The sequence below is a fragment of the Bordetella tumbae genome (genome assembly GCF_054780995.1).
The window spans coordinates 174,643-192,454 of sequence record NZ_BAAGVG010000010.1 but is presented as its reverse complement, the minus strand read 5'-3'; the positions used below and the strand labels follow the sequence as shown (position 1 = coordinate 192,454).

The window sequence follows — 17,812 nt, the reverse complement described above, 5'->3', positions numbered from 1 at the left end:
CTCAGTTATCGAGAGGGTCAGGGCTGCATGGGCGGGAAATAGCTCAGCGTGGCGCCGAGTATCCATAGCAGACCCAGCACCAGCGGGATATGCACCAGCAACTGCACGAACGTGAAACCGATCAGGTCTCGCGCTTTCAGACCCAGTACGCCTAGCAGCGGCAGCATGTAGAACGGGTTGATCAGATTAGGCAAGGCCTCTGCGGCGTTATAGATCTGTACGGCCCAGCCCAAGTGATACTGCAAATCGTTGGCGACTTGCATCACGTACGGGGCCTCGATGATCCATTTTCCGCCACCCGACGGAATGAAAAAGCCCAATATCGCCGAATACACACCCATCAGCAGTGCGTACGTATCGTGCGAGGCGATCTGTACGAAGAAATCTGAAATGTGGTGGGCCAGGGTGGAGCCATCGGCGCCCTGTACGGTCGTCATGATCGCGGCGATGGAGCCGTACAAGGGGAACTGAATCAGTACGCCGGTCGTGGTCGGCACGGCGCGAGCTACGGCGTCCAGAAAACTGCGCGGCCGCCAATGCAGCAGCGCACCTGCCATCAGGAACAGCAGGTTATAGGTGTTCAACCCTGAGATGGCCAGAATGGCTGGTTTGGTCGCGAATTCGTGCCAAAGCCAACCGCCTGCGAGCGCAACCAGAACGAGGATCAGGAACGGGCTGTACTCGAGCCATTCGCCCGGACGCGTGCGTTTGGGCAGCTCGGGCACCACGACGACCGGATCGATGCCGCAGGCTTCGGCGTCTTTGGCGCTCTGGTCGCCGGGCGCAGTCATGTACGACACGATGATGGAAACGATCACCAGGGCCAGGAGCATGATGCCCGACTGCCATAGGAAAATGGTTTCGGTAAAAGGAATCACGCCGGTGATGGCCAGTATCGACGGCGGCAGGCTGGCTGGATTGGCCTGCAATTGCGCTGCCGATGACGACAGGCCCAATGCCCACACCGCGCCCAAGCCCAGATAGGCGGCGGCGCCGGCGGCACGGTAATCCATTTTGATGTCCGTGCGGCGAGCCAGCGCCTTGACCAGCAGGCCGCCGAATACCAGACTCAATCCCCAGTTCAGCAGCGAGGCCAGCATGGAGATAAAGGCAACCCATGCAACGGCAGAGCGGCCATTACCGGGGACTCTCGCCAGAACGTCGATCAAGCGCGAGGCGGGTTTGGAGCTCGCCACTACATAGCCTCCGATCACCACAAACGCCATCTGCATGGTGAATGGAATCAGGCTCCAGAATCCATCGCCGAATGCTTTGGCCGCCGCAGTGGCGGGAGCACCCATCGCCAACGCGGCTACTACGACGATCAACACGGCAACCGTGGCGAATACCCAGGAATCGGGGAACCAGCGTTCTGCCCAACTGGCACAACGCATGGCGAACCGGGCAGACCGGCTTTCCTGTACTGAAACAGCCATACCAACATCTCCAATTACATAATTACTTTGTTTCCGCGCGCTTATTGCAGGGGCGATAGTCATGCCCCGGAAATCGCGCTTCGCGAATGTACATCAGAAAGTATTGTGCATATCGGAGATAGATATGACAAAAACGCTATAACGGACGATGCTGACTGCGCGTGAGGCGTGGCCGGCTTCATTGGGTTGAGCGTTACTTATAAAGCGCGTCTCGTATTTCTGCGGAAGCCCCTAAACGTTTTGACAGCTCTTGTGCATGACCCAGAATCAGGCTTTCGAAATGGGCCTTGTCAACGTGGTCCAAGCGCGCAGTAGGGCCTGCAATGGTCAGTGCGCCGACGAAACGGTCATCGTCTCCAACGATGGGCGTCGACCACGACGAGGTATAGGGGTCTCGCGCGCCCCGGGAATAGAGCGGCAGCCGTTCGTCATTCGGATATTTGCCTTGTGCCCAAATGGCAAAGACCCGGCCGGTGGACGATAGGTCCGGCGGCATGACTGTGCCCGCCAGGACTTGGCTGTGCAGGCCTTCGTGGGGTTGATGGCGAAACAGGCAGAGGCGGTGCCCCGGCTCTCCGGACTCTACGTAATAGGCTGCGCTTTCGCCCGTTTCTGCAGACAGCCGTTCCAGTACGGGCATGACGACGGCATCGAGGTCGAAACCGCGTTCATACACCCGTGCCAGGTACAAAATACGAGGTCCCAGGCTGTAGCGGCCGTCGATCTCGCGCACGACATAGCCACACCGGACCAGCGAATTCAACAGGCGAAAAATCGTGGTTTTGTGCAGGCTCATCCGTGCGGAAAAATCCGCCAGGGAAAGGTGCTCTGCACCGGGTTTGAAGCAGTCCAGCACACTTAATGCCCGCTCGACGGCGGTAACGCCATCATTGCTCATCAGCTGTTTTCCTATGTAGAGTCTCGATTGTTGTATAGAGTACAACGGAGTTGTACAAAAATACAATGGCGACATTCTTCATCCCAATCGAGGAGACACAAATGTCGAGCTCAATGTTGGTCGTGACTGCCCATGTCGGGGATTTCGTTTGGCGTTGCGGCGGCGCCATGGCCTTGCATGCACAGCGCGGTGTCCCTGTGCATTTGATCTGTCTGAGTTATGGCGAAAACGGCGAGTCCAACGCCGCTTGGCAAGGAGCGGCGCCGGTGGAGCGCGATGCGGTCAAGCAATTGCGGCGTGCCGAAGCAGAGGCGGCAGCCGAGATCCTGGGTGTTGCGTCATTGGATTTCTATGATCTGGGCGATTATCCCCTGCCCGAGTCGCCGGAGTCGGTGCAGCGGATTTCGCAAACCATGCGCGCGACCAAGCCCGCTGTGGTGCTGACTCACCCGGAGCACGATTCCTCGAATCTGGATCACTGCCGTACTTATGAAATGGTGCTGCGTGCTCGCATGCACGCGATGGCGCCTGGCCATGGGGCCGACCATGTCGTGCCGCCCCAGGTTCTGTGTTTTGAGCCGCATCAATCTGAATTGTGCGGGTTCAAACCCAATCTGCTGTTGGAAATCACCGCGGTCTGGGAACAGAAATGGCAGGCCATGCAAGCGATGCCGACGCAGCGCAATCTGTGGGCGTACTACGAGCGTGTGGCGTTGCAGCGCGGGGCTCAGGCGGGGCGGCGGGCCAAGAGTGCCGGCACGCTGTATGGCGAAGCCTATCAGAGCATTTTCCCTGCTGTGGTGCCCGCTTTCGTGGAATGAGCATCAGAGCATCGTTGCCGAGCACGTGCAGTACGAGAGACGGCTGCGTAAAGTCGGAGCAGATAGTTTTTTAGTCGCAAATCTACAGCAAAAAAATTCAGGAGGAGCATGATGCTGACAAAGAAAATCCTCGGCGCAGCAGCGCTGGTGTTGGGCCTGTTGCCCTTGGGCCAGGCCATGGCCGAGTATCCCGAACGTCCGATACGCATGGTGATTCCGTTCGCCGCGGGCGGTCCGGCAGATATGGTAGGACGCGAGTTCGCCATGTTGCTGGGCAAGGAGCTGGGGCAGCCCGTCGTGGTAGTCAATCTGGGCGGCGGTCATGGTGTGCCGGCATTGAACCAAGTGCTGGGTCAGCCCGCCGATGGCTACACCTTGTTGATGCCTGCGTCGGGCAATATGACGGTACCGTCGAAGGTGATGCAGGATAAAAAAGTCCTGGAGTTGTTGACGCCGATCAGCTTATTGACGCAGAGCCCGCATGTGTTGGTCGTGACGTCGAAATTGCCCGTGCACACGACGCAAGAGTTGATTGACTATGCCAAAGCGCACCCCGGTCAAGTCAACTTTGGTTCCGCTGGGGTAGGCGGTGTTGCGCATTTGGGCATGGAGCTGTTCAAGAGCCTGGCCAAGGTGGATGTCGTGCACGTGCCGTATCGCGGAACGTCGCAGGTGGTGACGGATCTGGCGTCAGGGCAGGTCCAGGCGCTGTTCAGCAGCATGCCGTCGTTGAAACCCATGATTGATCAGGGCTCTGCGAGGGCGCTGACGATGAGTGCGCCGAGTTCCGGTACCGATACGGCCAAACTGCCGGTGATTTCAGCGACCTTGCCCGGGATGGAATACACCACGTGGTATGGCTTGTTCGCCAAGGCCGGCACGCCGCCCGAGATCGTGGTAAAGCTCAATCAGGCCGTGGTGAAAACCTTGAAAAACCCGGAGCTCAACGAGAAATTCGATCCGCAAGGTGTTGAGTTTGTGTCGAGTAGTCCGCAAGAGCTGACGGATATCGTGCGTAGAGATACAGAAAAATGGACCAAGCTGATCAAGGACGCGAATATTCAGATTGATTGACGACAGGCCCGGCGGCATGGTGTCCGGGCCTGTCATCTGTTGAGGGCATATGCCATGAGGCTACCCCGGCATTGAGGTCATCCAGGTGTCCTAATCCCGGTTGCCTCGACCGCCTCCGTGGTCGCCACCACCGCCGCCATGGTTACCTCCTCCGCCACCACCTCGGCGCTCCTGTTGTGGGCGCGATTGCTGCTGACGTTGCGCTTGCTGCTGCTGTTGGCGGGCTTGCTGCTGGCGTTGCGCTTGCTGCTGCTGTTGACGGGCTTGTTGCTGGCGTTGCGCTTGTTGCTGCTGTTGGCGGGCTTGCTGCTGGCGTTGCTCTTGCTGCTGCTGTTGACGGGCTTGCTGCTGGCGTTGCTCTTGCTGCTGTTGTTGACGGGCTTGCTGCTGACGTTGCTCTTGTTGCTGCTGTTGACGAGCTTGCTGCTGGCGTTGTTCGTTCTGCCGCTGTTGACGATCTTGCTGCTGGCGTTGTTCGTTCTGCCGCTGTTGACGATCTTGTTGCTGGCGTTGCTCTTGCTGCTGCTGGCGAGCTTGTTGTTGGCGCTGATCTTCCTGCCGCTGTTGGCGATCTTGCTGCTGACGCTGCTCTTGAGCACGTCGCCCGTCATCACCACGGTTGGCATTCTGGTTCTGCTGGAAATCGCGCCGGTCGGGTTGCCCGTTCGGCCGGTGGTCATTGTCGCCTCGTCCCGGTTGCCCCGGACGTTGATCGCCGCGTTGTGAATGATCACGGTCTTCATCGCGTCGCTGATTCTGACGGTCGCGCGCCTCGACAGTGCGACGGTGATCGCGGTCGATTTGCCGTTCCCTGTCGCTGGGACGACGCTGAATACCGTCCCTGCCGCCGTGGTAGCTGATACGACGATTGTCTACGTTGTTGACTACGACCTTGCGGTTGTACACGTTCGTGACGCGGTGCACGTCGATATGGTTGACCTCACGGTTGTAGTAGAAGCGATTACTCTTCCAATAGCCGCCGTGGTATCCCGAGCCAATATAGCCAAAGCCATAATTGATGCCGCCGTAATAGCCTACCTGGCGGCCCCAATAACCCGGGTGCCAGCGGTAGACGTTGCCGACAAAACCCCAATAACCCGGCGTCCAGAGTGCGCCGATGAAAGGCGGCATGATCCAGGCGCCAGGCACCCAGTAGTACCCGCCAGGATTAATCGCCCAATAGCCAGGCGTCCAGATATAACCCGGACCGGGGATCATCGGCTGATCGTAGACCGGCAGCGGCGGTGGCGGCGCGTCCCATGCGTTGACGCCGATGCTGATCGAGACATCGGCCGCTGCAGCCGGTAGAGGTGCGGCCAGCGTGACGAGCAGTGAGCCCGATATCAAGACGCCAGCGGATAGTCGTTTTAATGTATTCATGGTGATCTCCCGTGGGGAAAATCAGTATCTATAGTAGCGAGGGCCGGAGTAGTAATACGGTGACGGTCCCGGTTGAGAATAGTAGCCATGACCACCACGATAGTGGCCGTGCCCGCCGTGATGCGGGACCACAATGCATCCTGCCAGCGTGGTGGCGGCGATGAACAATATGGCGAGGGTTCTCATGATGGTAGCTCCTTTAACGTCGTGCCGGTAATGCACAGACGCGCCTATTTAGGCATAGAGCAAGGGGCCGCGTTCGATTCTGTAATCGTTTAGAAATCACTTAATCGTGACGAATGCGCATATTCGTGACGGAGTGTATGCCGCGCGTGACAATCGGCATCGAGTACCTCTGGAGCCAGCGAAGTACTTGCAAGTGCGCGTAAGCGATGTATCTGCGCCGTGACAGGTGCTGAATGGGTATTTTGTCGTCCTGGGAGCGCAGATTTTCGCATCCTTGTACCGTGATCGGCGCAAGGATGCGGGGCGAATCGATAACCCGAATGGAGAGAGAATCGTTTCGAGGCGATTGCCTGAAACGTCAATCTCAATAGGCGGCCGAAGACGAGGCCGGTGCTGCAGCCGCGGTGCCCGGCGCCTGAAACTGTGCGGCCAAGCGCCGCGCGGCACCCGCATAGACCAAGACATCTACACCCGTGGCGACGAAGGTGCATCCCAGCTCCAGGTAGCGCCGCGCCAATGCCGGGTCCGACGTCAGTATGCCGGCCGCCTTGCCGCTGGCGATGATCGTTTTCATTGCCTGCTCGATGGCGGCTTGTACGGCCGGGTTTTCAGGATGCCCGCGAAAACCCATGGACGCGGCCAGATCTGCCGGGCCGATAAATACGCCGTCTACGCCAGGTACGGCGCAGATGCTTTCCAGGTTGCTCAGGGCCGTGACGGTTTCGGCCTGGACGAGCAGGCAGATTTCGTCGTCGGCGACGTCCAGATAGTCGCTGCGCTGTGCCCAGCGGGAGGCGCGTGCAACGGCGCTGCCGACACCGCGTACGCCCTCGGGGGGATAGCGGGTGGCCGAGACGACGGCCTTGGCTTGTTCGGCGGTGTCCACCATGGGCACGAGGATGCTCTTGGCACCTATGTCCAGAGCCTGTTTGATGATGGCAGTTTCTCCCGCTACGACGCGCACGACGGGCTGCGAAGGGTAGGGGGCGATGGATTGCAGTGCCGCCAGGACGCTGCGCAGATCGTTGGGTGCATGTTCGCCATCGATCAACAGCCAGTCAAAGCCCGCCGTGGCCGAGACCTCGGCCAGATAGGGATCAGCCATGGAAAGCCATAGCCCGATTTGTGCTTGACCGGCGGCCAGGGCGGATTTAAAGGGGTTGTCAGCGGACATGGGGAAAGCGCCTATTTTGCGAAAAAAGGAAACGGGACTGCAATAGTCGCAGAGTATCGGCTCAACTCACAATACCTAAATGCCACGGAACGAATTCGTAGCTGCCCAGGCCGAGCATTTCGCTTTTGGTGCGTTCGCCAGAGGCAGCAGCCAGAATGCGTTCGAAAATCCGCTGACCCATGGCGTCGATGTCGAGCTCACCGTCGAGTACGACACCGCAGTTGATGTCCATATCGTCTTGCAGCCGCGAATACATCGCGGTGTTGCTGGCGAGTTTCAATGTGGGTGCAGGCTTGGAGCCGAACATGGAGCCGCGTCCGGTAGTAAAGCAGATCATGTTTGCGCCGCTGGCGATCTGGCCGGTGACTGCCACCGGGTCGTAGCCTGGGGAATCCATAAATACGAAACCCGGCTTGTCGATGGGTTCTGCGTATTCATAGACCGCTTGCAGGGGAGTCGTGCCGCCCTTCATGGCAGAGCCTAGCGATTTTTCAAAGATATTGGCCAGGCCGCCTTGTTGATTGCCGTGTCCGACCACGCCATTGAATTGGGCATTCTGGCCGGCGGTGTACTTTTCCCACCAGGCGAGGCGATCCAGGAGTTTTTGGCCGACTTCGGGCGTGACGGCGCGGCGGGTCAGCATGTATTCGACGCCATGGATCTCGGGCGTTTCCGACAGAATTGCAGTGCCTCCGTGACGTACCAGAATATCCATGGCAGCCCCCAACGCTGGGTTGGCGGTGATGGCGGAGAAGCCATCTGAGCCGCCGCATTCGAGCCCGATTTTGAGGTGGCTCGCCGAGACGGTCTGACGTTGTGCAGCGTTGGCGGCGGGCAGCATTTCCTCGATGGCGCGGATGCCGGCGGCGATGGTGGCGCGCGTGCCGCCGCTGTCTTGCATGACCAGCGTGCGCAGCCGGGTGTCTGATGCGAGGTTTTGCGATTCCACGAGGGAGGAAACCTGATTGCGCTCGCAGCCCAGTCCCACAATGAGCACGCCGGCCAGGTTCGGATGACGGGCATAGCCGGCCAGTGTGCGCCTGAGCACGTCAAAGTGTTCGCTGGGGGATGACATGCCGCAGCCGCTGGTCTGCGCAAACGCCGCCACGCCATCGACGTTCGGAAACGCGGCCAGACGTTCGGCGGTGAAGTGGTTGGCGATATGGTTGATGACGGTGGCGGAACAGTTGACCGAGGCAATAATGCCGATGAAATTACGGGTGCCGACCCGGCCATCCGGGCGCACGTAGCCCTGAAATGTCGCGCGCTCGTGATCGGGCAAAAGCATGACGGGACGCACGTCTTGGCAGAATGCGGGGTCGCGGTCGAAATCCACCAATGCCAGGTTATGGGTGTGCACATGTTCGCCGGCTTCGATATCGCGTGCCGCGACGCCGATGATGGTGTCGTATTTGCGTATGGGCGTGCCGGCAGGAATGCGGCACGCCGCGATTTTGTGTCCGCCGGGGACCTGCGCGCGCAGGCGCAGGTCCAGTTCGTCAATGGCCATGCCCAGTGCCAAGGTCTGTTTGGCGATCAAGACATTGTCGTTGGCGTGCAATCGTATCAGAGGAAGGTTATTCACTGCGGCATCAACCTTTTTGCAGCAAGGCTTTGAGTTTCAGGCTGTCTATCAATGCGGTCTCCTGTTGGTAGACCTCTGCCACGTAGGCTTTGTAGTCAGGGCCGTCCAGGTACATGACGGGGGCATCGATGCGGCTGGCAACCTGCTTGAACGTGTCGCTTTCGACAGCGGCGCGGAAAGCCTCGCGCAGCTTGCTTTCGACGTCCGGCGGCAGTCCTTTAGGAGCGCCGACACCATTGGGAGCCTCCACGACGACGTCGTAGCCGAGTTCTTTCAAGGTAGGGGTCTGGTTAAAGCGCGGGGTGCGCTCTGCTCCCCACGTCGCCAGCAGGCGTAGTTTTCCCGACTCGACATGCGGAGCCCAGGAACTGGAGTCCGCGAGCAGGTCGACCTGGCCACCGAGCAGATCCTGCAGCGCCGCCGAGCCGCCTTTGTAGGCGATGGGATTGAATTGCACACCGGCCGCCATGGCGAACTGTTCCATGCCGACGTGGGTCGCGCCGCCCACGCCTGCATGTCCGTAGGTGACGCGGCCGGGGTTGGCTTTGGCGTAAGCGACGACCTCTTGCAGGGATTTAAAGGGTGAGCTGGCCAGTACGGCGATGCCGAACGTCTGGCCGGACGTGCGAGCCAGATAGGTCAAGTCGTTGCGAGGGTCCAATTGCAGCATGCCCAGTTGCGAAAACCGGGTGACGGAGATCGGGATTTGGCCGATGGTGTAGCCGTCAGGTTGAGCCTGTGCTAGGGCCGCGGTGCCGATCATGCCTGAGGCGCCTGCGCGGTTCTCGACGACGATGGAGACGCCCAGCTTGCTGGAGGCCACCTGACACAGTGCCCGCATCGATTGATCCGCTGTACCGCCGACGGGCCACGGACAGATGAACGTGATAGGCCGCGAAGGATAGCTGGCGGCACGGGCTGAAAGTGGGGCGAGCAGGCTGGCTACGCCAGCACAGGCTGCGCCTGCCAGTAACCGGCGGCGCTGGTGGTCCAGGGGGAATGCGGGCTTCATTGGGTCGTCTCCTTGGTTTTTATGCGATCGTCAGCCGGTTGTCGTGGTCTGTGTGGCTTGCTGCGATCGAAGGCCATTTTGTGGGAAGTTTTTATAACGATCCAATAAAATGAGCGCATCTTTAGATAACATAATTGTTATGTAAGGACCGTTTCCCTCAGCCGTTCGATTAACAAAGGCTTTTATCGTCATGGCACATTTGGACCGCGTGTTTCGTTCAAATCTGAAGCTTCGTCATCTGCAGTTGGTCGTGGCACTGGATGAGTTTCGCCATCTAGGGCGAACGGCAGAATTCCTGACCGTCAGCCAGCCCGCAGTGTCTCGCATGTTGTCCGAGGTTGAGTCCATGCTGGGCCTGACTTTGTTTGAACGTTCATCGCGCGGGACCGAGCCTACCCTGGCGGGCGAGCCTGTGGTGCGCTTTGCGCGCAGTGTATTGGCGCAATATGAGCGTACGCGTGACGAGATCGATGCAGCTGCCAGCGGCGCGATGGGCAAGACGCGAGTCGGGGCGATGGCGGTGACAGTGCCTGTGTTGTTGACTCAGGCCATTGAACGTCTAAAGGTCAGGTCCCCGCGCGCGACGGTTCTGGTTGAAGAAGGCGATCTGACCCATTTGCTGCCCAAATTGCGTTTGGGGGAATTGGATTTTTTTGTGGGCCGTTTAGAGCCCGGCTATGCTGCCCCAGATTTGTCTACGGAAGTGTTGTACGAGGAACCGATGGTGGCGGTGGGTGCGAGAAAGAGCGCCATCGCGAAAAAGCGGGCGCCAACCTGGGCGGATATCGCGGCCTTGCCCTGTGTCATGCCACCGCCGTGGGCATCACTGCGTGTCAAACTGGAGCAGCAGTTTCATCGGCACGATGTGACTCCGTCGACCGATTTGATCGAGACATCCTCGTATTTGACGGCACTGGCATGTGTCGGCCAGCGAGGCGCCGTAGGCTTTCTGGCACAGTATGCAGCGCAGTATTTTGAGCAGCAAGGCTTGTGCAGGATCTTGAATATTGCGCTGGAGGTATCGGTGCCGCCGGTGGGGGTGATGACCTTGCGTGAGGCGCAACTCTCTGCGAGCAGCCGGCAGTTGTTGGAATATTTGCGCGAGGTGGCGCAGTCGCTGAAGGCTTAGCTATCTGCCTTGGGAGTTTTTTTCTTGGCGGTTTTTGCAGGGCTTTTGGTGCTTTTCGCCGCTTTGCCCGCACCGCGCTTGGTTTCTTTCGCCGGCGGCTCGCTGCTCATTTGCAGTTGCTCCACCCAGGCCAGCGTATCCAGGTAGCTCAGGAATTGGTGCAAATAACCCGGCGAGACATCGCGCATGTACGCCAGGGCGCGGTGCACCAGATGATTTGAGTTCAGCGGTCCGGCGTTTTCGTGGACTTGCTCTTCGGACTGGCGTACTTGTCGATTCGCGCTGACGCGAGACCACGTCGAACGGAACTCGTCGAGTACTGGAAGCTCCGGATAGCGTTCGCGCAGATTGCCGACGCTAGTGGCAAACGTGCGAGTGTGGTCGGCGGGTGTCAGTGCCGCGAGGTGAGCGAGCAGGCCGGTGAGCGCGCCGTCGCGAGAGGTTGCTGCGCTGGCGGCAGGGGCGGAGGCGGTTGCCGTGGCGCCGGTATTGGCCGCTTTTTCTATGCGTGCGCCATATTGCTGGAGCAATTGCGCCAGCCTCGCGTGCAGTACGCGCTGTGTGTTCTCGTCAGCCAGGCCTGCTGCTCGATTCGCCATGGTCTGGATGAGCTGAAAACGCACTGGGTCCAGACGATCGGCGCCCTGTTCGCGCCAAGCGTCCAGGGTTTGTTGAATGTCGGCAGGCTGGGCGTTACTCACTGGTTGCGGCCCCCGCGTTGGCGGATTTTGGAATCGGCGCGATTTCCACGCGTCGATTGTTGGCGCGGCCTGCTTCGTCTGTGTTGGCAGCGACTGGGCGTTGTTCGCCGAAGGCAGCGGCAAACACGATCTCTGGCGAGATACCGTCATTGATCAGGGCGCGGGTTACAGTCAATGCACGTTGCGCGGAGAGTTCCCAGTTATCGGCAAAGCGTCGATTGTTCTCGTGGATAGGCTGGTCGTCGGTAAAACCGCTCACCATCAAGACCTCGTCGTGCTCTTTCAGATAGGCAGACAGCGGAGCGATCAGGCTTTGCAGGACCTTGCGGCCTTCGGGTTGCAGTTGGTCGGAATTCAGCGCAAACAGCACGCTGCCACTGATACCGATGCGGCCATCTATCAACGTGACCTGGCCCGCGGCCAAGGGGACGGCCAATGCGTGTTCCAGGGCTTCGCGGCGCTGCGTTTCCACCTCGCGCTGCTGGACTTCGGTTTCCAGTTTGCTGGACAGATCCAGTCGCTTTTTGACCTCGGTCTCAAGCTTGGTGGAAAGCTCCAGCTGCATGCCGATGACGCCGACCAGGATCAGCACAAACGCGCCCAGCAGCACCGACATCAAGTCGCCGAATACCGCCCACGCAGGAGCGGAGGGCTCTACGCCCGCGTCGATGTCGTCTTTCATGCCGAGGTTTCGCTATTGGCTGCGGTCTGTTGGGCCGCAAGCAGTTGCAGGTCTTCGATGATCTGTTTCTGCGACATGACGCTCAGATCCACGACTTCGCGAGCCTGTGCGACGTAATAGGCCAACTGCTCGTCGCTGCGCGCCATGGATTTGTCCAGGGCGGCTTCGATGCGTTCCAGGTGTTCGACCAGTTTGTCGTTGGACTGGCTGAAAAGCTGCACCGCGGTGCCAAAGGCTTCGCCCAGGCTGGCGACTTCGACGGCGCTGCCGGTGATGGTTGCGGCAGCGTCGGTCAGTTTGACGGTTTCTGTCTGGGCGGTGTCGGTGAATTGTGATCCGACGCGTTCCAGCAGCTCGGACGAGCTGGAGATGAGCGAATCCACAGCGTCGCGTTGCTGCGTCGAGGCATGATTCACAGCATCCAGCAGGGTGCTGAGGGTTTCCATCAGACGGTTGCGTTCGTCGAGCAATTCGTTGTCGCGGGCCATGCCATCGGACAGTTTTTGACGCAGCTCGGAGATCACCGAGGCGGCGGCGCGAGGAGCCTCGGCGGCCGTTTGCACCAACTGGGCGACTTCGGCAATCGTGTCGCGCGCCTGGGTTTGCGTGTGGGACGACAGTTCCTGTGCGGTTTGGATCAGCGTGTCGCAGATTTCCTGCTGACGGCTGGTCGTCTGGGCGCTGACCTGCTCCCATTCCTGGCGCAGCGCGTAGGCGGTGTTTTCCAGAGACACATTCAACGAGGATGCAATATCGTCGAACGAGTTGTGCAGGGTGGACGCGGTGTTTTCCAGCGTGACGGTCAGGGTGGAGGTCGTGCCTGTCAGCGAGGCGTTCAAGGACGCCGCGGTGTCTTCCATTGAGGCGTTCAGCGCGGTGGAGGTCTTTTCCAGCGAGTCATTCAGCGCAGTCGCGGTGGTCTGCAGCGAGGTGCTCAGTGTGCTGGCTGTGCTTTCCAACGAGGTATTCCAGGTCGATGCGATGTGATCGAGCGTGGCTTTCCAGTTGTCCAGACGTTGTTGGTCCTGAGCAATCAGCTGGGTCTGCAGATCGGCGTGCGATTGGCGCAGTTCCGCGATGACGTCGGCTGCAGCCTTGGGTGCCTCGGAGACGATGTGCAGCAGCTGGGACACTTCGGTAATGGTGTCGCGAGCATGGGCTTGCGTTTGCGAGGTCAGTTCCTGGGCGGTCTGGGCCAGCGTTTCGCGGATGGCTTGCTGGTGCTCGGCGGCCTGCGAACTGGTTTGCGCCCATTCCTGGCGGAGTGCCGACGCGGTGTCTTTGAGCGAGGTGTCCAGCGAGGTGGTGATGCCTTCGATGGACGAGTGCAGTGACTTGGCGGTGTCGCTCAGCGTGGCATTCAGCGTGGAGGCCGTATTTTCGAGGGTGTTGCAGATCAGTTGCTGACGGTCTGCTGTATGCGAGCTTGCCTGCTCCCATTCCTGGCGCAGGGTCGCGACGGTGTCTTTCAACGAGGTGTCCAATGAGGACGACAGACTCTCGAAGGACGTATGCAATGTGGATGCCGTGTCCGCCATCGACGTATGCAGTGCGCCTGCCGTGGTTTCCAGCGAGGTATTCCAGTTTGAGGCGATGTGATCGAGCGAGGCTTTCCAGTTGTCCAGGCGTTGTTGGTCCTGGGAGATCAGTTGGGCCTGCAGGTCGGCGTGAGATTGGCGCAGCTCGGCGATGACGCTGGCCGCTGCCTTGGGGGCTTCGGAAACGGTGTGCAGCAGCTGGGACACTTCGGTAATGGTGTCGCGAGCATGAGCCTGCGTTTGCGCGGTCAGTTCCTGAGCAGTTTGAGCCAGGGTATCGCAGATGAGCTGCTGGCGTTCGGTGGCGTGTGCGCTCGCTTGTTCCCATTCCTGGCGCAGGGTCGAGGTCGCGTCCTTCATTGACGTGCCCAGCGTGGATCCGATGTGATCGAGCGAGGCTTTCCAATTGTCCAGGCGTTGCTGGTCCTGGGCAATCAGTTGGGCCTGCAGGTCGGCGTGCGATTGGCGCAGCTCGGCGATGACGCTGGCTGCTGCCTTGGGGGCTTCGGAAACGGTATGCAGCAGCTGGGACACTTCGGTAATGGTGTCGCGAGCATGAGCCTGAGTTTGCGCGGTCAGTTCCTGGGCAGTGTGGGCCAGGGTGTCGCAGATGGCCTGTTGGCGTTCCACGGCGTGAGCGCTGGCTTGTTGCCATTCCTGGCGCATCGCCGAGGCGGTGTCTTGCAGTGAGGTATCCAGCGACGATGCGATCCCTGCGATCGACGTTTGCAGGGTGGACGCGGTATTTTCCAGCGACGCGTTCAAACCGGAGGCGACCTGGTCGAACGAGGCTTTCCAGGTATCCAGGCGTTGTTGATCGTGCGCGGCCAGTTTGTTTTGCAGCGCTGCATGGGACTGGTCCACGCTGCGCAGCAATGCCGAGGCGTGCTGTTCCAAACTGGCGGTGGCGGCTGTCAGCGCGCGTTGGTTGTCGTCGGCCAGTTTGGTGTTGGCCTGTTGCTGCTGTGACAGGGCTTGATTCCAGATGTCAGCAACAGATGAGGTGGTGGCTTCGAAACGGCCGGACAGGTTGTCCAACTGTTGGCGAACGGCAATGGCGAGGGTGTCCTGCCAGGCGCTGGTTTCACGTGCCAAGCCCGCCAGTGTGGTTTGCACGGCAGGCTGGATGGCTTCGCCGGCCATGCGGGCGCTATCGATGACGCTTTGCTTGAGCGATTGTTCGATGGACGAGGCCAGGCCGGTGTAGGCGGTCTCGGTCTTGCCGTAAAAGGCGTCCTGGCTGGCGGCCAGGCGGTCATGCAAGGCTTGGCTCTGCTTTTCCATGGACGTCATCATGGCTTGCAGGCGTTCGACCAGCAGAGGCATGGCCTCGGCTTGCTGCTGCATCAGTTTGTAGGTCTGTTCGCCATGATGGTTCTGGGAATAGGGCCGCAACGTGGTCGCGATCATGACGTCCAGTTGTTGCGCAGCCTGAATGCGCGAGCGCCGGCAGATCGTGGCCAGCAAACCTAATGCTGCAGAGGTCGCTACGCCGGCGACCGAGGTGCCGAACGCGAAACCCAGGCCCTGGACAGGGGCGGCGAGAGAGGCGCGGATCGCTTGCAGATCGACGGCGCTCTCGAGGGCGACGCCCGTGCCGCGCAAGGTGGCGACCATTCCCAGGAAAGTCCCGAGCATCCCGAGCAGCACCAGCATTCCCACCAGATAGGGAGTCAGTGTGGGGCCGGGCAGGGCGACTCGTTGGCCCTCGATGCGCAAGCGGGTCGCGCCGCGCAGGCTCGGGTGCAACTGGCTAAGCCAGCCATCCAGGCTCGACGGCGCCACGGTCAGGCTGCTGACGGCACGAGACAGCGTGTCTGTGGTCCGTTGATAACGCTGGAGTTCTATGACCCCGGTCAGATAGACGAGACCAATCAGGAAAATGATGGCTAATGCCAGCAGGTTGGTGCCTATGTAACCGGCACCGATCCAGCCTACAACGGCCAGACCGGCCAGGAAAACGACGAGAGAGATGATTGTTCGGGTCATAGGGGTTCGGTCAACTGGCGCGCAGAGCGGCTAGCAAGCCTTCGATCGGTTGTAAACGGATGTCCAGTTCGGCCAGCAACACGCTGCGCATGTCTTTGCGAAACGTGGAGAGCCACAAGGGCACGACGGGCGCGGCCGGTTTATTGGCGCGGTTCGCTGTGTAGCGGGTATTGGCCAGGGGAACGGCGCGCGTCGTGGGCTGGACAGGGGGAGAGGTCGTCGCGGCGGCTTCGGCAGTCGTGGCCGGTGCTGCCGCAAAGCGAGATGATGCAGTATTTTTTGCTGCAGAGGCCTGCGAGGCTGATGTCTGCGGCACGGATTCGCCGGCGGACTGAGCCCCTTCGATAGGGGAGGAGGCGGCGGAGTCTGCCTGGGCGTCATTATTTATTGCGTCGGCGGCCGGGCCAGCAGGCGCGGCCGTTGCCGCCTCGGCGGCTTTCGCCGCGCGCTCTTGGGCTTCTTTTTCGGCTTTCTGAGCGGCTTGGCGCAGGCGTTTGAAGTGCTTTTCCAGCAGGGTGGGCACGGTAGCCAAGAGCCGGCGTTCCTGCAGGCTCAATGAGCGTTCCAGGATAGCGTCCACCATGGCCAGCCGAGCCCGGTCAGGCGTTTGCGCGGCGAGAACGGCTCGCAGGCTGCCGCGTAATTTGGCAATGTTGGTTTCCATCGCCTGCTGGATGGTCTGATAGCGTTTCCGGTAAATCGTGTATTCGAGCAGCGCCTCGTCGGGCGAGACAGGGGCGGCTCGTGGCGCACCGCGTTGAGTCGGCACAAACACGTCCGCCGTATACGCCTTTTCGTCGGCGATGGCGTAGGTCAGCGCTGCGCGCATGCGATCGTATTCCCGCATTTCGGCGCTATCGAGCGACTTTGGATTGGCGGTCACCGCCAACGGACCGCCCTCTAACACAGTAGAAAGGGCGATCGCGTCCGTCCAGCCTAACCAGAGGCTGAGTCGATCTGAGAGCGGTTGGCGGGATTCGGAAACGTCAGCGTCCGTCAGCCGGGCAAGCAGACGGATAAGCGTGGGGCCGCTGACACCTCGCCGGGGTACTTGCACCATACGGCCAGAGTCAAAATCCGGCAGTTTACAGGGTGTGAGGCGGATGGGCACGCGTTGCGGCCTATTTGCACGGTTTTGCCCCCTAAAATCGGTAAAAGTGAACAAATTATGGGCAATCGTGTCGTCAGGCTGGCAGCAATGATTCAGGCTGGCCTGCCGCCTGCGACTGCAGGCACTGCTGCAGGCATCGTGCGGCATCGCTGAGCGCACGGTCATGAGCCCATACCAGGGCCAACACCGGATCGGAAAGTGTCAGGAGGTGGCGGGCCAGCAATCCCTGACGCTGCGCATAGCGCGCCCCCTGGCTTTCGACGATGGCAATACCCAATCCTTCGGCAGCGAGGGCGCAGGCGGCGGACGACTGAGCGACTTCGATCGTGGGCTGAAAGGCCAGGCCGCGCCCCTCGGTGGCCTGCCGGGTAGCGCGACCGGCGGGCACGGCCGCTGCTAGCGCGATGGGGGAGGCTGCCGCGACTTTCTCCAGCGTCAGGTCGGGCAATTCAGCCCAAGGGTGGTCGGCGCGCATGACGGCATACAAGCTCAACGGGCTGAGTTGCTGGCTGGCTACGCGCGTCTGATCGGCAGGGGAGCCAATAATGATGCCCAGATCGATCCGATGGTCTACGGCCATTTCGATGATTTCCAGCGCTGTGCCTGCCCGCACCGTGACGGCGATCGAAGGATGGCGCTCACGCATGCTGGCCAGTGCTGCGGGCAGCAGGCTGGAGGCGGCGATAGCCACAGCGCCCACCGCCAAGCGTGCCTGAGCGCCCTGGCGGATGTCTCCCGCCAGCCGGTCGACTGCTTCGATCCCGGCCAGCGCGTTCAAGACTTCAGGTATCAACGTGCGCCCCTGGCTCGTGAGCTGCAGCCGGCGGTTTTCACGGCTAAAGAGCGCAAAGCCGAGACGGATTTCCAGATCGCGCAGCAGGGCGCTGGCTGCAGGCTGCGTCATGTGAGCAGCAGCGGCTGCGGCAGTCACCGTGCCGTGTTGGTACATAGCGCGCAACAAGGTCAGTTCGCGACGGTTTAGCATATGAAATTTGTATGAAATCAGCCAATTTATCTATTTGACCATATGGTAGGCGAGCCAACACAATCCTGCTCATCCTGTTTTGTGAGATGAGCTGCCCGCAAGACCCGCGGT

The 17,812-nt window shown here is 60.4% G+C and carries 15 protein-coding genes and 1 pseudogene; 4 read left to right on the top strand and 12 right to left on the bottom strand.

The window, feature by feature from the left end; translation table 11 throughout:
- Positions 1-17 precede the first annotated feature (17 nt).
- A complete protein-coding gene (locus tag ACYVI2_RS08160) occupies positions 18-1,436 on the bottom strand; it encodes a short-chain fatty acid transporter (RefSeq protein WP_415822321.1) in 1,419 nt (472 codons plus the stop codon).
- 193 nt (positions 1,437-1,629) lie between these two features.
- Positions 1,630-2,334, bottom strand: coding sequence for an IclR family transcriptional regulator (locus tag ACYVI2_RS08155; RefSeq protein ID WP_415822323.1), 705 nt, complete (start codon positions 2,332-2,334; stop codon positions 1,630-1,632).
- Between the two features lie 101 nt (positions 2,335-2,435).
- On the opposite strand from ACYVI2_RS08155, the gene ACYVI2_RS08150 reads away from it, so the two are divergent.
- The 3 genes from ACYVI2_RS08150 (at position 2,436) to ACYVI2_RS08140 (ending at position 4,955) form a co-directional block, all read left to right on the top strand.
- Positions 2,436-3,155, top strand: a complete 720-nt coding sequence (locus tag ACYVI2_RS08150; RefSeq protein WP_415822324.1) for a PIG-L deacetylase family protein — start codon at positions 2,436-2,438, stop codon at positions 3,153-3,155.
- 111 nt (positions 3,156-3,266) lie between these two features.
- Positions 3,267-4,229 (top strand): Bug family tripartite tricarboxylate transporter substrate binding protein, encoded by a 963-nt coding sequence (locus ACYVI2_RS08145; RefSeq protein ID WP_415822325.1) that lies wholly within the window; start codon positions 3,267-3,269, stop codon positions 4,227-4,229.
- A gap of 138 nt (positions 4,230-4,367) precedes the next feature.
- Positions 4,368-4,955, top strand: a complete 588-nt coding sequence (locus tag ACYVI2_RS08140) for a hypothetical protein (RefSeq protein ID WP_460490292.1) — start codon at positions 4,368-4,370, stop codon at positions 4,953-4,955.
- A gap of 441 nt (positions 4,956-5,396) precedes the next feature.
- Here the strand turns inward: ACYVI2_RS08140 and ACYVI2_RS08135 are convergent.
- The 5 genes and pseudogenes from ACYVI2_RS08135 to ACYVI2_RS08115 form a co-directional block, all read right to left on the bottom strand.
- Positions 5,397-5,447: pseudogene (locus ACYVI2_RS08135) on the bottom strand (hypothetical protein); the annotation flags it as partial.
- A gap of 183 nt (positions 5,448-5,630) precedes the next feature.
- Complete coding sequence (locus ACYVI2_RS08130) at positions 5,631-5,795, bottom strand: hypothetical protein (protein WP_415819817.1); 165 nt, start codon at positions 5,793-5,795, stop codon at positions 5,631-5,633.
- Positions 5,796-6,159: 364 nt separating this feature from the next.
- A complete protein-coding gene (hpaI, locus tag ACYVI2_RS08125; protein WP_415819818.1) occupies positions 6,160-6,969 on the bottom strand; it encodes a 4-hydroxy-2-oxoheptanedioate aldolase in 810 nt (269 codons plus the stop codon).
- Positions 6,970-7,030: 61 nt separating this feature from the next.
- Entirely contained in the window at positions 7,031-8,554 is a 1,524-nt protein-coding gene (locus tag ACYVI2_RS08120) for a UxaA family hydrolase (RefSeq protein ID WP_460490290.1), read from the bottom strand.
- A 7-nt stretch (positions 8,555-8,561) separates the two neighbouring features.
- Positions 8,562-9,566, bottom strand: coding sequence for a Bug family tripartite tricarboxylate transporter substrate binding protein (locus tag ACYVI2_RS08115; RefSeq protein ID WP_415819820.1), 1,005 nt, complete (start codon positions 9,564-9,566; stop codon positions 8,562-8,564).
- Between the two features lie 190 nt (positions 9,567-9,756).
- Here ACYVI2_RS08115 and ACYVI2_RS08110 point away from each other — a divergent pair, with 190 nt between their 5' ends.
- Positions 9,757-10,695 (top strand): LysR substrate-binding domain-containing protein, encoded by a 939-nt coding sequence (locus ACYVI2_RS08110; protein WP_415819821.1) that lies wholly within the window; start codon positions 9,757-9,759, stop codon positions 10,693-10,695.
- Here the strand turns inward: ACYVI2_RS08110 and ACYVI2_RS08105 are convergent.
- From ACYVI2_RS08105 to ACYVI2_RS08085, 5 genes are all read right to left on the bottom strand, one after another.
- A complete protein-coding gene (locus ACYVI2_RS08105) occupies positions 10,692-11,396 on the bottom strand; it encodes a DUF2894 domain-containing protein (RefSeq protein WP_415819822.1) in 705 nt (234 codons plus the stop codon). The two genes, ACYVI2_RS08110 and ACYVI2_RS08105, sit on opposite strands and share 4 nt — an antisense overlap.
- Positions 11,389-12,078, bottom strand: coding sequence for an OmpA family protein (locus tag ACYVI2_RS08100; protein WP_415819823.1), 690 nt, complete (start codon positions 12,076-12,078; stop codon positions 11,389-11,391). Before ACYVI2_RS08100 ends, ACYVI2_RS08105 begins: the two co-directional genes overlap by 8 nt.
- On the bottom strand, positions 12,075-15,605 hold the full coding sequence (locus ACYVI2_RS08095) for a DUF802 domain-containing protein (protein ID WP_415819824.1): 3,531 nt from the start codon (positions 15,603-15,605) through the stop codon (positions 12,075-12,077). Before ACYVI2_RS08095 ends, ACYVI2_RS08100 begins: the two co-directional genes overlap by 4 nt.
- Positions 15,606-15,615: 10 nt before the next feature.
- The gene (locus tag ACYVI2_RS08090) at positions 15,616-16,665 is read right to left on the bottom strand and encodes a DUF3348 domain-containing protein (protein ID WP_460490289.1); all 1,050 of its coding nucleotides are present in this window, start codon (positions 16,663-16,665) and stop codon (positions 15,616-15,618) included.
- A 124-nt stretch (positions 16,666-16,789) separates the two neighbouring features.
- On the bottom strand, positions 16,790-17,701 hold the full coding sequence (locus ACYVI2_RS08085) for a LysR family transcriptional regulator (protein ID WP_415819826.1): 912 nt from the start codon (positions 17,699-17,701) through the stop codon (positions 16,790-16,792).
- Between the last annotated feature and the right edge of the window lie 111 nt (positions 17,702-17,812).

Coding starts and splice junctions, on each gene's coding strand:
- ACYVI2_RS08160 (WP_415822321.1), bottom strand. CDS start 1,436: ATGGCTGTTTCAGTACAGGAAAGCCGGTCTGCCCGGTTCGCCATGCGT.
- ACYVI2_RS08155 (WP_415822323.1), bottom strand. CDS start 2,334: ATGAGCAATGATGGCGTTACCGCCGTCGAGCGGGCATTAAGTGTGCTG.
- ACYVI2_RS08150 (WP_415822324.1), top strand. CDS start 2,436: ATGTCGAGCTCAATGTTGGTCGTGACTGCCCATGTCGGGGATTTCGTT.
- ACYVI2_RS08145 (WP_415822325.1), top strand. CDS start 3,267: ATGCTGACAAAGAAAATCCTCGGCGCAGCAGCGCTGGTGTTGGGCCTG.
- ACYVI2_RS08140 (WP_460490292.1), top strand. CDS start 4,368: ATGGTTACCTCCTCCGCCACCACCTCGGCGCTCCTGTTGTGGGCGCGA.
- ACYVI2_RS08130 (WP_415819817.1), bottom strand. CDS start 5,795: ATGAGAACCCTCGCCATATTGTTCATCGCCGCCACCACGCTGGCAGGA.
- hpaI (WP_415819818.1), bottom strand. CDS start 6,969: ATGTCCGCTGACAACCCCTTTAAATCCGCCCTGGCCGCCGGTCAAGCA.
- ACYVI2_RS08115 (WP_415819820.1), bottom strand. CDS start 9,566: ATGAAGCCCGCATTCCCCCTGGACCACCAGCGCCGCCGGTTACTGGCA.
- ACYVI2_RS08110 (WP_415819821.1), top strand. CDS start 9,757: ATGGCACATTTGGACCGCGTGTTTCGTTCAAATCTGAAGCTTCGTCAT.
- ACYVI2_RS08100 (WP_415819823.1), bottom strand. CDS start 12,078: ATGAAAGACGACATCGACGCGGGCGTAGAGCCCTCCGCTCCTGCGTGG.
- ACYVI2_RS08095 (WP_415819824.1), bottom strand. CDS start 15,605: ATGACCCGAACAATCATCTCTCTCGTCGTTTTCCTGGCCGGTCTGGCC.
- ACYVI2_RS08090 (WP_460490289.1), bottom strand. CDS start 16,665: ATGGTGCAAGTACCCCGGCGAGGTGTCAGCGGCCCCACGCTTATCCGT.
- ACYVI2_RS08085 (WP_415819826.1), bottom strand. CDS start 17,701: ATGCTAAACCGTCGCGAACTGACCTTGTTGCGCGCTATGTACCAACAC.